At 64.7% G+C, this 13,566-nt stretch carries 10 protein-coding genes; 9 read left to right on the forward strand and 1 reads right to left on the reverse strand.

The genetic code is table 11. The annotated features are described in order from the left end of the window. The first annotated feature begins 437 nt into the window (after positions 1 to 437). Positions 438 to 2,513, forward strand: a complete 2,076-nt coding sequence (locus FOZ70_RS20815; RefSeq protein ID WP_124465515.1) for a molybdopterin oxidoreductase family protein — start codon at positions 438 to 440, stop codon at positions 2,511 to 2,513. A gap of 136 nt (positions 2,514 to 2,649) precedes the next feature. After that, positions 2,650 to 4,323, forward strand: a complete 1,674-nt coding sequence (locus FOZ70_RS20820; RefSeq protein ID WP_021159923.1) for a long-chain fatty acid--CoA ligase — start codon at positions 2,650 to 2,652, stop codon at positions 4,321 to 4,323. Between the two features lie 279 nt (positions 4,324 to 4,602). Here the strand turns inward: FOZ70_RS20820 and FOZ70_RS20825 are convergent, their stop codons facing one another. Then, positions 4,603 to 5,754, reverse strand: coding sequence for a porin (locus tag FOZ70_RS20825; RefSeq protein ID WP_021159922.1), 1,152 nt, complete (start codon positions 5,752 to 5,754; stop codon positions 4,603 to 4,605). Positions 5,755 to 6,031: 277 nt separating this feature from the next. On the opposite strand from FOZ70_RS20825, the gene coq7 reads away from it, so the two are divergent. The 7 genes from coq7 to murF all read left to right on the forward strand — a co-directional run bounded on the left by coq7 (position 6,032) and on the right by murF (position 13,558). Continuing rightward, positions 6,032 to 6,658, forward strand: coding sequence for a 2-polyprenyl-3-methyl-6-methoxy-1,4-benzoquinone monooxygenase (coq7, locus tag FOZ70_RS20830; protein WP_048025708.1), 627 nt, complete (start codon positions 6,032 to 6,034; stop codon positions 6,656 to 6,658). 386 nt (positions 6,659 to 7,044) lie between these two features. Beyond that, positions 7,045 to 7,473: a division/cell wall cluster transcriptional repressor MraZ gene (gene mraZ / locus FOZ70_RS20835; RefSeq protein ID WP_006487094.1), complete on the forward strand. Its 429-nt coding sequence runs from the start codon at positions 7,045 to 7,047 to the stop codon at positions 7,471 to 7,473. Between the two features lie 23 nt (positions 7,474 to 7,496). Then, positions 7,497 to 8,438 (forward strand): 16S rRNA (cytosine(1402)-N(4))-methyltransferase RsmH, encoded by a 942-nt coding sequence (gene rsmH / locus FOZ70_RS20840; RefSeq protein WP_059493369.1) that lies wholly within the window; start codon positions 7,497 to 7,499, stop codon positions 8,436 to 8,438. Beyond that, the gene (gene ftsL / locus FOZ70_RS20845; RefSeq protein ID WP_059710034.1) at positions 8,435 to 8,776 is read left to right on the forward strand and encodes a cell division protein FtsL; all 342 of its coding nucleotides are present in this window, start codon (positions 8,435 to 8,437) and stop codon (positions 8,774 to 8,776) included. Before rsmH ends, ftsL begins: the two co-directional genes overlap by 4 nt. Continuing rightward, positions 8,773 to 10,620, forward strand: a complete 1,848-nt coding sequence (locus tag FOZ70_RS20850) for a penicillin-binding protein 2 (protein WP_219706628.1) — start codon at positions 8,773 to 8,775, stop codon at positions 10,618 to 10,620. Before ftsL ends, FOZ70_RS20850 begins: the two co-directional genes overlap by 4 nt. After that, positions 10,617 to 12,155 (forward strand): UDP-N-acetylmuramoyl-L-alanyl-D-glutamate--2,6-diaminopimelate ligase, encoded by a 1,539-nt coding sequence (locus FOZ70_RS20855; RefSeq protein WP_219706629.1) that lies wholly within the window; start codon positions 10,617 to 10,619, stop codon positions 12,153 to 12,155. The genes FOZ70_RS20850 and FOZ70_RS20855 overlap by 4 nt, the downstream gene beginning before the upstream one ends. Further along, a complete protein-coding gene (gene murF, locus FOZ70_RS20860; RefSeq protein WP_219706630.1) occupies positions 12,152 to 13,558 on the forward strand; it encodes a UDP-N-acetylmuramoyl-tripeptide--D-alanyl-D-alanine ligase in 1,407 nt (468 codons plus the stop codon). The genes FOZ70_RS20855 and murF overlap by 4 nt, the downstream gene beginning before the upstream one ends. The last annotated feature ends 8 nt before the right edge of the window (positions 13,559 to 13,566 follow it).

Raw genomic sequence — 13,566 nt, forward strand, 5'->3', positions numbered from 1 at the left:
GCCAAGAACCCCCGCCCGAAAGGCGGGGGTTTTTGCATTGGGGCGACGAAAATGCGTGAGTGATCGGGATCGCTGGCATGGCCGGAACTTTCACATTACTCCTCCCAGGTGCCCCCAATCGCAACGCCCGGTTTTCGAAATGACCGGTATCTTTCGTGATCCCCCGATCTATTGATCGTATCTCCGATCAAAATCCCAGCTCCCTCCTCTCCGTGTACCGGCTAGCGACGTCGTGCACGTTCTGCCCTCCATCGTCGACAACGCATATCGGACGGGCCATACAAGCCTCCCCCGCAGATGACGCGTGGTGCAACCGAAACTACCTTGGCTTCCTCCAATCGCTTTTTGGTCAGATAACCCAGAATCCGAACGAAATGAACGCTTTATTCGGCGCGTCCACGTAAAATTTGCGAACCCCCATCTATGCACTCAAAACGATGAACGCCGCGATTCAGGTAACCCGGGCTGTTTGCCCGCACGATTGTCCGGACACGTGCGCAATGCGCGTGACCGTCGAGAACGGCAAGGCGATCAAGGTCACGGGCGATCCCGATCATCCGCCGACACAAGGCGTGTTGTGCACGAAGGTCAGCCGATACGCCGAGCGTGTTCATCATCCCGATCGCCTCACCGTTCCGCTCAAGCGCATCGGCGCCAAAGGGGAAGGGCATTTCGTACCGATCAGTTGGGACGAGGCGTTCGACGAGATCGGCCGTCGTCTCGGTGAAATTGCGGCGCGCGCACCGGAAGCGATCGTGCCGTACAGCTATGCGGGGACGATGGGGCTTGTGCAAGGGGAGGGCATCGCCCAGCGCTTCTTCCACAAACTGGGCGCCTCGCGGCTCGAGCGCGCGATCTGCGCGGCGGCCGGTGCTGCGGGGTTACGGTACACATATGGTGGCAGTCTCGGTATGCATCTCGAGCATTTCGAGGAAAGCGAACTGATTCTGATATGGGGAGCGAACCCGATCGCGTCGAGTCTGCACTTCTGGACGCGTGCGCAGGAAGCGAAGCGCCGAGGCGCCCGTCTTGTCGCCATCGATCCGTACCGTTCGCTGACAGCGGAGAAGTGTCATCAGCATATTGCGTTGAAACCGGGCACCGATGGCGCGTTCGCACTCGGCATGATGCACGTGCTGATTACCGAAGACCTGCTCGATCACGACTACATCGCCAGCCATACGCTCGGTTTCGACGCACTCAAGGAACGGGCGATGTCCTATCCGCCGGATCGTGTCGCGCAGATCTGCGGCATCGACGCGTCGGAGTTGATCGATCTTGCGCGTCGTTACGGCGCTACCCGGAAGGCATCGATCCGCCTGAACTACGGCATGCAGCGCGTCCGCGGCGGTGGCAACGCGGTACGCGCGATCGCAAGCCTGCCGGCGCTGACGGGTGCATGGCGCGATCGGGCCGGTGGGCTGTTGCTCTCGTCGTCGGAATCCGCGCCGGTCAACCAGGCTGCGCTGCTGCGCCCGGACTTGATGCCGGGCTGGCCGCACAAGCTGCCGCGCATCATCAACATGAACGCGATCGGCGACGCGCTGTTGCACCCGGGCGATGCCACTTTCGGACCGAAGGTCGAAGCGGTGATCGTGTACAACTCGAATCCGGTGGCGGTCGCGCCTGATTCCTCGAAAGTCGCGGCGGGGTTCGCACGCGACGACCTGTTCACGGTTGTTCTCGAGCATTTCAAGACAGATACCGTCGATTTCGCCGACATTGTGCTGCCGGCAACCACGCAACTCGAGCATCTGGACATCCACAAATCGTACGGCCACACCTACGTGATGGCGAACCTGCCGTCGATTCCTCCGGTGGGAGACGCGCGGCCGAATACGGAGATCTTCCGGGGGATCGCGCGGAGCATGGGGCTGGACGAGCCCGCGCTCTATCACAGCGACGAAGAGGTCGCGCGTGCGGCCCTCCGCTGGGACGATCCGGCACTCGACAGCGACTGGGACACGCTGAAGCGCGACGGCTGGCTGAAACTCAAGCTGCCGGAGGCGCCGTTCGCGAACGGCGGTTTTCGTACACCATCCGGCAAGTGCGAGTTCTACAGCCCGCGGCTCGAGCAGATGGGTGTTGACCCAGTGCCCGACTACCTGCCGCCGTTCGAATCGGCCGAGGCGGCACCCGAGCTCGCGGCGCGCTATCCGCTCGCGATGATTTCGCCGCCGGCCCGTCACTTCCTGAACAGCACGTTCGTGAACGTCGACAGCCTGCGTCATACCGAAGGCGAGCCGCATCTCGACATTCACCCGTCGGATGCCGATGCACGGGGCATCGCGGAGGGCGATCTCGTTCGCATCTTCAACGACCGCGGATCGATGCAGGCGCTCGCGAGAATTACCGATCGTGCACGTGCAGGGCTCGTCGTCGGGCTGTCGATCTGGTGGAAGAAGCTGTCGCCGGACGGCAGGAACGCGAACGAAGTGACGAGCCAGGCGCTCACCGATCTCGGCAATTCGGCGACGTTTTACGATTGCCTTGTGGAAGTAGAACGCATTTGACCGAATATCACCGTATCATCCGACGAATCTCCACGGAAGTTCGAAGTGGATATCTAACCCTGTTGTATCGGGACGGGCGAGCCGTTACGATGCGTTTTAGCACGATCATTCGAAAATCCGTGAGGAGACGCGCAGTATGAACAAAATTTGGCTGAAATCGTACCCACCCGGCGTTCCAGCCGAAATTGACGCGTCTCCTTATCCCTCCGTTCCAGACCTGCTCGACGAAAGCTTTCGCCAGTACCGCGACCGCACTGCGTTCGTCTGCATGGGCAAGGGCATCACGTACGGCGAACTCGACAAGCTGTCGCGCCAGTTCGGCGCCTGGCTGCAATCGCGCGGTCTAGCACGCGGGGCGCGCGTTGCGATCATGATGCCGAACGTGCTGCAGTATCCGGTGGCGATCGCCGCGGTACTGCGGGCGGGCTACACCGTCGTCAACGTCAATCCGCTCTACACGCCACGCGAGCTCGAACATCAGCTGAAGGACAGCGGTGCGGAGGCGATCGTCATCCTCGAGAATTTCGCGTCGACGCTGCAGGCTGTCATCGCGAATACGAGCGTCAAGCACGTCGTCGTCGCGTCGATGGGCGATCTGCTGGGCATCAAGGGATGGCTCGTCAACTACGTCGTGCGCAACGTGAAGAAGATGGTGCCGGCCTGGCAACTGCCGTCGTTCACGCGCTTCAAGGCCGCGCTGTCGGAAGGCGCGCGGCAGGCATTCAAGGCACAGAAGATCGGCCCCGATGACGTCGCGTTCCTGCAATACACGGGCGGGACGACAGGCGTGGCAAAGGGGGCGACGCTGCTGCACCGGAACATCGTGTCGAACGTGCTGCAGGCCGGCGCCTGGCACCATCCGGCTCATGAGAAGTTCCCGGAGGTGAAACAGTTCGTGACCGTTGTCGCGCTGCCGCTGTATCACGTGTTCGCGCTGACCGTCTGCGGTTTCCTGACGATGCGTACCGGGGGCATGGGCATCCTGATCCCGAACCCGCGCGACATCGCCGGCATGATCAAGGAGCTGAAGGGTTACCAGATCTCGACGATCCCGGCGGTCAACACGCTGTATAACGCACTGCTGAACCACCCCGAATTCAATCAGCTCGACCTGTCGAAGCTCGTGATCGCCAACGGCGGCGGCATGGCGATCCAGGAAGGCGTCGCGAAACGCTGGTATGAAAAGACCCATACGGCGATCATCGAAGGATACGGGCTGTCCGAAACGTCGCCGGTCGCGACCTGCAACCCGGTGACGGCGACCGAATACAGCGGGACGATCGGCTTGCCGCTGCCGTCGACCGAAGTGGCGATTCGCGACGATGCCGGCAACGACGTCGCGCTCGGCGAACCCGGCGAGATTTGTATCCGCGGGCCGCAGGTGATGGCCGGCTACTGGAACCGGCCGGACGAGACCGCGAAGGTCATGTTCGCGGACGGCTTCTTCAAGACGGGCGACGTCGGCGTGATGGATGCGCGCGGTTACGTGAAGATCGTCGACCGGAAGAAGGACATGATTCTCGTATCGGGCTTCAACGTGTACCCGAACGAAGTCGAGGACGTGGTGGCGTCGCATCCGGGCGTGTTCGAGGTGGCGGCGGTCGGCGTGCCGGACGAGCATTCCGGCGAAGCCGTGAAGCTGTTCGTCGTGAAGAAGGACCCGGCGCTCACCGACAAGGACATCCTCGCCTACTGCAAGGAGCGCCTCACCGGCTACAAGCGGCCGAAGCTGGTCGAGTTCCGTACGGAACTGCCGAAAACGAACGTCGGCAAGATCCTGCGGCGCGAATTGCGCGACGGACGCGCGTAACGGCGCGGTCGATCGAAGGAAAAGGCCCGGCACATGTCGGGCCTTTTTGTTTGCAGTGCGGCCCCGAGGAGGTTTGTCTCCGTACGAGGCTGTCTCCGGAATGGGCTTGCGGCGGCGGCCGCGCGTTTCGATGGCTGCAGAGGCAGGCGGCATGGCCCCCACGACGAGCGCGCAACGCCCGGTGCGATTCGCCGCACTCCGGCTTTGCCGTTCTGCACCGCAAAAGAAAAAGGCGCCCGGAGGCGCCTTCAATATGCTGCGGCTTGTCAGGCAAGCTGATTAGAACTTGTGACGGATGCCGACGCGTGCCGCGACCTGGTTGCTGGTGCTCGACCCGGCCAGGCCGTTGATCGCTGCCGTTGCCTTCAGGACGTTGCCGTTCGAATCGAGCACGTTGCCCGATGCGTGCTGGTACACGCCGATCACGTAGACGTCGGTGCGCTTCGACAGGAAGTAGTCGACGCCCAGCGAGCCTTGGTGGTACTTGGCTGCCGAGTTGCCGTCGATCTTGCTGCCTTGCGTGTAGTCGTACGCCGCGCCGAGAATCAGCGCCGGGGTCAGCTGATACTTGAAGTTGATTTCGCCGTTGTTGAACGTCGCGGTCTGGTTCACGAACGGGCCTGCCGAGAAGCCCTTGAACTTCGTGTTCGAGTACGTCGCGCCGATCGTTGCTGCGCCGAACGTATATGCGCCGCCTGCACCGATGACCTGGTACGTGTTCGCGTTGTTCGCGTACGCGCCGTAGATCGGCGACGAGACCGACGAAGACGCGGAACCGTTGTTGAACATGCCGCCGAACTGGTTCGGCGTACGTGCGTTCAAGTAACCGACGCCCAAGACCAGCGGGCCGTTGTTGTAGCCTGCGCCGAGCGACCAGACCTGGTTCTTCGAGAACTGGCCTGCCTGACCGCCGAAGCTGTACAGGCCGCCGAACGAGAAGCCGCCGTAGGTCTGGCTCGTGAACTTGACCGCGTTGTTCACGCGATAGGCGTTGTTGAAGTTGTCGAGGTCGCCCGGGTGAGCGGCGATGTAGCCGCCCCACTGGTCGCCCGCCTCGAGCGGGCCGACGAAGTCGACGACGGAGTCGTATTGACGACCCAGCGTGACCGTACCGTACTGGCTCGACAGGCCGACGTAAGCCTGACGACCGAACATCAGGCCGCCCTGACCGAGCTTGCCGCTGTTCACGTCGAAACCGTTTTCGAGGGTGAAGATTGCCTTCAGGCCGCCACCGAGGTCTTCGGTGCCGCGCAGGCCGAAGCGGCTGCCTTGCATCACGCCGCTGGCCATGCTGTACAGGTGCTTGCCGCCCGCATTGTTGTTGAAGAGCAGGCCTTCATCGATGATGCCGTAAAGCGTCACGCTGCTTTGCGCATGGGCAGCGCCAGCGAACGCGCCCAGCGCGACGAGCGCGAGAAGCGACTTTTTCATTAACGGATCTCCAAAAATCACTGAATTTTTCTGGCGGGGCGGATAGTTATGTTCTGTCGACGGGCCCCATCAACTTCGCAAGAAGTCGCACGTAATGTAGCAAAACCGGTTTTTGCCACAAAGCGAAATGCCGCAGCTCAAGGCCGCCATGTTTCCTTTATGCAACAATGGTTAAAATCACGGGTTAACCGCAATTTCCGCTGAATAATCAAGTCGGTTACGCAGCGGACTCGTGCCCTTGCCGCTCGCGGCGGCACATGCAGCCAGGAGAAACAGGATGGTGTTTGATGAACTGATCAGCGAATTCGATCGCGGCCTGCGGTCGCTGACGGGCATTAGCCGGATGAGCCGGCCGGTGCCCGCGCCGGCCGAGGCGCCCGCCGTCGAATTGACGCCCGCGGAGCGTACGCATGCCGCCGGGCTGATGCGCGTGAACCACGTCGGCGAGGTCTGCGCTCAGGCGCTGTACCAGGCGCAGAAGCTCACCGCGCGCACGACATCCGCGAAGGCGATGTTCGAGGAAGCCGCGCGCGAGGAGGAGGATCACCTCGCGTGGACCGCACACCGCCTGAAAGAGCTCGACTCGCGCCCGAGCCTGTTGAACCCGCTCTGGTATGCGGGTTCGCTCGCGATCGGCGTGGCGGCTGGCGCGCTCGGCGACAAGGTCAGTCTCGGCTTCATGGCCGAGACCGAACGGCAGGTCGAGAGCCATCTCGAAGGCCATATGTCCGAGTTGCCGGCGGCCGATACCGCGTCGCGCGCGATCGTCGACCAGATGCGTATCGACGAGGTGAAGCACGGCAAGGCCGCCGCCGACGCAGGCGGGATCGAACTGCCGCTGCCCGCGCGAATGCTGATGCGCGCCGCGTCGAAAGTCATGACGAGCACTGCGTACTATCTGTGAGATTCGCACCGGGGCGACGCGTGACGTCGCCCCGGTTCCCCGCCGCTGATACCGCCCGTTTATTCCTCGTTTTCCCGCCCCCGAAAGCCCCGTCCGCACACCCGTCTGGCCCGTCTTTCTCACGTATCACCTTCACAAGTTGCACTAGCTCATTCATTTATAACGGTTTTTGGAATGAGGGGGCGCATGAGCATGTGCGCGTAAGTCCTTGTTCTAACTAACAAAATTCGTCAAAAAAGCGGGCCGCTCCCTTGACCGTGCCACACCCTTCCTCTAAAGTGGGAGACAGTGTGAGAAAGTGTATTTTTGTGTGATTTGGCGGGCTATTCCGGCTAAATTCTCAGCATTGAGCGGGTGCTTCGGTGCCCTGAACGGGAGAGCGGAAAGTGTTCCAAGGGGCGTCGGCGCTGACGCTCGATGCGAAAGGGCGGATGTCGGTGCCGGCTCGCTATCGCGAAGCGCTGCAAGGACAGGCAGAAGGACGGGTGACTGTGACCAAGCACCCGGACGGCTGCCTGTTGCTGTTTCCGCGCCCCGAATGGGAAGTATTCCGCGCCAAGATCGCCGCGCTGCCGATGGACGCGCACTGGTGGCGGCGCATTTTTCTCGGCAATGCGATGGACGTCGATCTCGACAGCGCCGGCCGGATTCTTGTATCGCCCGAGCTGCGCATGGCAGCTGGACTGGAAAAGGAAGTCATGTTGTTGGGAATGGGTAGTCACTTCGAGCTGTGGGATTCGCAGACCTACAACGCGAAGGAGCAGGCGGCGATGGCGCAGGGCATGCCCGACGCGCTGAAGAATTTCACGTTCTGATTGCGGTGACGGAGACGCCCGCGATGGGAAACGAATTGCGGCATCGGACGGTGCTGTTGGACGAAGCGGTCGAGTCGCTCGTGACGCGGCCGGACGGCGTTTATGTCGACGGCACGTTCGGGCGCGGCGGTCATAGCCGCGCGGTGCTCGCGCGGCTGGCGTCGGCCGGGCGGCTGATTGCGTTCGACAAGGACCCGCGAGCGATCGAGACGGCGCAGGGCATCGAGGATGCGCGCTTCTCGATCGTGCATGACAGCTTTGCATCGATGCGCGACGCGCTTGCGGCGCGCGGCATCGAGAAGGTGTCGGGTGTGTTGCTGGACCTGGGCGTGTCCTCGCCGCAGGTGGACGATCCGGCGCGTGGCTTCAGCTTCCGCGCCGATGGCCCGCTGGACATGCGGATGGATCCGACGCGCGGCGAGTCGGCGGCGGAATGGCTCGCACGGGCTTCGGTGCAGGAATTGACGGAGGTGATACGGGATTATGGGGAAGAACGGTTTGCTTTTCAGATTGCAAAGGCGCTTGTTGCTCGCCGGGCAGAGTCCGACCGTCTTGGGCCTCTCGACACCACGGGCGAGCTTGCCCAAATCGTGGGTCACGTCGTCAAAACCCGTGAGAAGGGCAAGGATCCGGCAACCCGCACCTTTCAGGCTATACGGATTCACGTCAATCAAGAGCTTGCGGACCTGCAAGTCGTACTAGACGCGGCACTGTCGTTGCTGGAGCAAGGGGGGCGGCTGGTGGTCATCAGCTTTCATTCACTCGAGGACCGGATCGTCAAGCGATTCATGCAGGCGCACGCGAGTGCGCCTGCGGTCGATCGTCGCCTGCCGATCCGCGCCGTCGATCTCCCGAGCCCGCCGCTCAAGATCATCAGCCGCCAGTTTCCGAGCGAAGCGGAAGTCGCCGCGAACCCGCGCGCCCGCTCGGCCGTGATGCGCATTGCGGAGCGCGTCACGCCATGAGCCGCTTCAATATCTTCCTGCTGATCATCGTGATGGGCTGCGCGCTGTCGGTCGTCAATTCGACGAACCAGCAGCGCCAGATCTTCATCCAGCTGCAGCGCGCGCAGTCGCAGGAGCGTCAGCTCCAGCAGGACTACGCGCAGCTTCAATATCAGCAGAGCGCGCTGTCGAAGACGTCGCGCATCGAGCAGCTTGCGAACGATTCGCTGAAGATGCAGCCGATCTCGACCGGCCGCACGCAATACCTGACGCTGCCGCCGGGCGCGGCGAAGGCGATCGATGCGCCGATCCCGGCTTCGGCGGACACGGCCGGCAAGGGCAAGGGAGGCACGCGATGAAGCCGTCCCAGAAGCGCCAGAACGTGAAGTTCTCGTCGAGCCCGGTGCTGGGCGTGCATCTGCCGATGTGGCGCTCGAAGCTGGTCGTGTTCCTGCTGTTCATGGCGTTCGTCGCGCTGACCGCGCGCGCGTTCTGGATCCAGGGGCCCGGCAACGCGTTCTACCAGAAGCAGGGCGAAAGCCGCTACCAGCGCACGCTCGAGCTGCCGGCGACGCGCGGCAAGATTCTCGACCGTAACGGGCTCGTGCTCGCGACGAGCTTGCCCGTGCGCGCGATCTGGGCGATTCCCGACGCGGTGCCGGACGATCTCGATGCCGACAAGGTCAACCAGCTCGGCAAGCTCCTAGGCATGACGTCGAAGGAGCTGCGCGTGAAGCTGTCGGAAGACAAGGGTTTCGTCTACGTGAAGCGCCAGGTGCCGATCGACGTCGCGGACAAGGTTGCCGCGCTCGACATTCCCGGTATCTATCAGCGCAACGAATACAAGCGCTTCTATCCGGAAGGCGAGATCACCGCTCACCTGATCGGCTTCACGAACGTCGAGGACGAAGGGCAGGAGGGCGTCGAGCTCGGCGACCAGAAGATGCTGTCCGGCACGTCGGGCGTGCGTCGCGTGATCAAGGACCGGCTGGGGCACATCGTCGAGGACGTCGCCGAGCAGATCCCGCCGCACAACGGCACCGACGTGGACCTGTCGATCGACAGCAAGATCCAGTACATCGCGTACGCGAACCTGAAGGCCGCCGTCGAGAAGTTCAAGGCAAAGGCCGGCGCGGCCATGGTCGTCGACGTGCGCACCGGCGAGGTGCTCGCGCTCGTCAACTACCCGACGTACAACCCGAACGACCGCTCGCGCATGACGGGCGAGCAGTTGCGCAACCGGATCATGACCGACGTGTTCGAGCCGGGCTCGATCATGAAGCCGTTTACGGTGTCGCTCGCGCTCGACCTGCACCGCGTGACGCCGAACACGCTCGTCGAGACGGGCAACGGGCATTTCGTGCTCGACGGCGCACCGATCACCGACGACGCGGGTTTCGGCACGCTGACGGTCGGCGGCGTGATCCAGAAGTCGAGCAACATCGGCGCGACGAAGATCGCGATGACGATGCGGCCCGAGGAAATGTGGAATATGTATACGAGCATCGGCCTCGGCCAGGCGCCGAAGGTCGGGTTCCCGGGCGCGGTGGCCGGCCGCCTGCGTCCGTGGAAGAGCTGGCGTCGCATCGAGCAGGCGACGATGTCGTACGGCTACGGCCTGTCGGTGTCGCTGTTCCAGCTTGCGCGCGCGTACACGGCGATCGCGCATGACGGCGAGCTGATGCCCGTGACCATTTTCAAGACCGACCCCAATCAGCCGGTCGTGGGCACGCAGGTATTCAACCCGACCACCGCGCGCGAAGTGCGCGCGATGCTGGAAACGGTGGTGGCGCCGGGCGGCACGTCGCCCGATGCGGCCGTGCCGGGTTATCGCGTCGGCGGCAAGAGCGGCACCGCGTACAAGCATGAGGGGCACGGCTACACGCGTAAGTACCGCGCATCGTTCGTCGGGATGGCGCCGATGCCGAATCCGCGCATTGTCGTCGCGGTGTCGGTCGACGAACCGACCGCCGGCAGCCACTTCGGCGGCCAGGTGTCCGGCCCCGTATTCTCGGCGATCGCCGGCGACACGATGCGTGCGCTGAACGTGCCGCCGAACATGCCGATCAAGCAGCTTGTCGTGTCTGACGATTCGCCAGCAGCACCTTCCGCAGCGGGGCCGCAAAAGCTGGCCGCGGGTGGCGGCGCGAAGCATATGATCGTGTCCAGCACGACGCGTAATTCACCAGGAGTTGTTCGATGAGCGCCGCTCGCAGTTCCCATCCGGCGCATCAGCAGATCGCAGCCGCGCTTGCGTGGCTGCATCAGCATGTGGCCCCCGCAGCGCAACTGCATGCCGACACGCGCAGCCTCAAGGCCGGCGACGTGTTTTTTGCCTATGCGGTCGACGGGGCCGACAACCGCGCTTTCATTGTCGATGCCGTCGCGCGCGGTGCGGCCGCCGTACTGTATCAGCCGGAAGGGCTGGCCGCGGCGCCGGCGGTGCCCGTTGCGCTGGCCGTGCCGGCGCTCGACCAGCTCGCCGGCGAGATCGCCAGCGGCTGGTACGGCAATCCGAGCGACAGCCTGCTTGCGGTGGGCGTGACCGGCACGAACGGCAAAACGTCGTGCACGCAATGGATCGCCGCCGCGCTGACGGCGCTGCACCAGCCGTGCGCGGTGATCGGCACGCTCGGCACCGGGATGCCCGGCCAGCTCGTGCCGACGGGGTTCACGACGCCCGATGCGCCGCAACTGCAGCGCAGTCTCGCGCAGTTGCGCGATGCGGGCGCGAAGGCCGTGGCGATGGAAGTGTCGTCGCACGCGCTGCACCAGGGGCGCGTGAACGGTACGGGTTTCGACATCGCGGTGTTTACGAACCTCACGCAGGATCACCTCGACTATCACGGCACGTTCGATGCGTACGAGGCCGCGAAAGCGAAGCTGTTCGCGTGGCGCGGCCTGCGCGCGGCAGTCGTCAACCGCGACGATGCAGCCGGTCAGCGCCTGCTCGAGAAGCTCGCCGGCCGCGTGCGCACGATCGCGTACGGGATTGGCGACGCACCGGCGCCTGACGCCGATCGCGAACTGGTCGCGCTCGACGTGCGCGCCACCGCGACCGGCACGGCGTTCCACCTGCGTTCGTCGTGGGGTGAGGCGGACGTCGAGGTCGGCACGCTCGGCACGTTCAACGTCAGCAACCTGCTCGCGGTGCTCGGCTCGCTGCTCGCGGCCGACCTGCCGTTCGACGCGGCGCTCGCCGAGATCGCGCGGCTCGAGTCCGTCAACGGACGGATGCAGCGGCTCGGCGGCCGGCTGCAGAACGACGAACCGCTCGTCGTGATCGACTATGCACACACGCCCGACGCGCTCGAAAAGACGCTCGACGCGCTGCGCCCGATCGCCACGGCGCGCGGCGGCCGGCTCGTCTGCATGTTCGGCTGCGGCGGCGATCGCGATGCGACGAAGCGCCCGCTGATGGGCGCGATCGCGGAGCGGCTCGCCGATGAAACCGTCGTCACGAGCGACAACCCGCGCAGCGAGGATCCGCAGCGCATCATCGACCAGATCGTCGCGGGCATGACCGCGGCCGATCACGCACGTCGTATCGAGGATCGCGCGAGCGCGATCCTGCAGGCCGTGCGCGGCGCCGCACGCGAGGATGTCGTCGTGCTGGCCGGCAAGGGCCACGAGGCCACGCAGGAAATCATGGGCAAGAAGCGTACGTTCTCCGACCAGGATCACGCGCGGCTCGCGCTGGCAGCGCGCGCGACGCACGGCAAGGGAGGCGCCGAATGACGATGCTCAGTCTCGGCGAAGCCGCTCGCCTGATTCCCGGTGCAACCGTCCACGGCGATGCGGGCGTCACGTTCGACCGCGTGTCGACGGACAGCCGCACCGTCGGCCCCGGCGACCTGTTCGTCGCACTGAAAGGCGAGCGCTTCGACGCGCACGACTTCCTTGGCGATGTCGCTGCGCGCGGTGCGGCGGCGGCGCTCGTCGCGGACGTGCCGGCGGGCGTCACGATGCCGGCGATCGAAGGCGGCGAAACACGTGCCGCGCTCGGCGCACTGGCACATGGCTGGCGCAAACGATTCGCGCTGCCGCTCGTCGCGGTGACGGGCAGCAACGGCAAGACGACCGTCAAGGAAATGATCGCGTCGATCTTCGCGGCGGCGGTCGGCGCCGACGCGCGGCTCGCGACGGCCGGCAACCTGAACAACGACGTCGGCCTGCCGCTGACGCTGCTGCGCCTGTCGTCCACACATCGTCTCGCGGTGATCGAGATCGGGATGAACCACCCGGGCGAGACCGAAGTCCTCGCGCGTCTCACGGCGCCGACGGTCGCGCTCGTCAACAACGCGCAGCGCGAGCACCAGGAGTTCATGGCGACGGTCGAAGCGGTCGCGCTCGAACATGCGGCCGTGATTCACGCGCTCCCGCCGGACGGCGTTGCGGTGTTCCCGGCCGACGACGCGTATGCGGGCATCTGGCGCGTCGCGGCCACCGGCAACCGGATCCTCGATTTCGCGCTGCACGACGCCGAACGGCAGAACGACGCGCAGGTCACGGGCCGTCTTCACGGCGGCGAACTCGCGATCGATACGCCCGCGGGCGCCGTCACGGTGCGGTTGCGCGCGCTCGGCGAGCACAACGCGCGCAACGCGCTGGCCGCCACGGCCGCGGCGCTGGGTGCCGGCGTCGCGTTGTCGGCGATCAAGCAGGGTCTCGAATCGTTCGAGCCGGTCAAGGGCCGGCTGCAGGTGAAGCAGGCGATCGCGGGCAGCCTCGCGGGTGCGACGGTCGTCGACGATACGTACAACGCGAATCCCGATTCGATGCGTGCCGCGATCGACGTGCTCGCCACGCAACCGGCGCCGCGCGTGCTGGTGATCGGCGACATGGGCGAGGTCGGCGACGAAGGGCCGGCTTTTCATCGCGAGGTCGGTGCATACGCGCGCGAGCGCGGGATCGACGCGCTGTTCGCGCTTGGCGACGCATCGCGTGATGCGTGCACGGCGTACGGCGACACGGCACGCCACTTCGACGACGTCGGCGCGCTTGTGGCGGCGCTGCTCGCGGCCGGTTACGGCGCGCAGGCGACGCTGCTCGTGAAGGGCTCGCGGTACATGAAGATGGAGCGCGTGGTCGACGCGCTGACGAACCAACCCGCGGCGGGCACGGCGCCCGCGGCACACTGAGTAGAAGG

The sequence above is a fragment of the Burkholderia sp. COPS genome (genome assembly GCF_019425585.1).
Lineage (GTDB): Bacteria > Pseudomonadota > Gammaproteobacteria > Burkholderiales > Burkholderiaceae > Burkholderia > Burkholderia cepacia.

Coding starts and splice junctions, on each gene's coding strand:
- coq7 (WP_048025708.1), top strand. CDS start 6,032: ATGGTGTTTGATGAACTGATCAGCGAATTCGATCGCGGCCTGCGGTCG.
- FOZ70_RS20820 (WP_021159923.1), top strand. CDS start 2,650: ATGAACAAAATTTGGCTGAAATCGTACCCACCCGGCGTTCCAGCCGAA.
- FOZ70_RS20825 (WP_021159922.1), bottom strand. CDS start 5,754: ATGAAAAAGTCGCTTCTCGCGCTCGTCGCGCTGGGCGCGTTCGCTGGC.
- rsmH (WP_059493369.1), top strand. CDS start 7,497: ATGGGAAACGAATTGCGGCATCGGACGGTGCTGTTGGACGAAGCGGTC.
- FOZ70_RS20855 (WP_219706629.1), top strand. CDS start 10,617: ATGAGCGCCGCTCGCAGTTCCCATCCGGCGCATCAGCAGATCGCAGCC.
- FOZ70_RS20815 (WP_124465515.1), top strand. CDS start 438: ATGAACGCCGCGATTCAGGTAACCCGGGCTGTTTGCCCGCACGATTGT.
- ftsL (WP_059710034.1), top strand. CDS start 8,435: ATGAGCCGCTTCAATATCTTCCTGCTGATCATCGTGATGGGCTGCGCG.
- murF (WP_219706630.1), top strand. CDS start 12,152: ATGACGATGCTCAGTCTCGGCGAAGCCGCTCGCCTGATTCCCGGTGCA.
- FOZ70_RS20850 (WP_219706628.1), top strand. CDS start 8,773: ATGAAGCCGTCCCAGAAGCGCCAGAACGTGAAGTTCTCGTCGAGCCCG.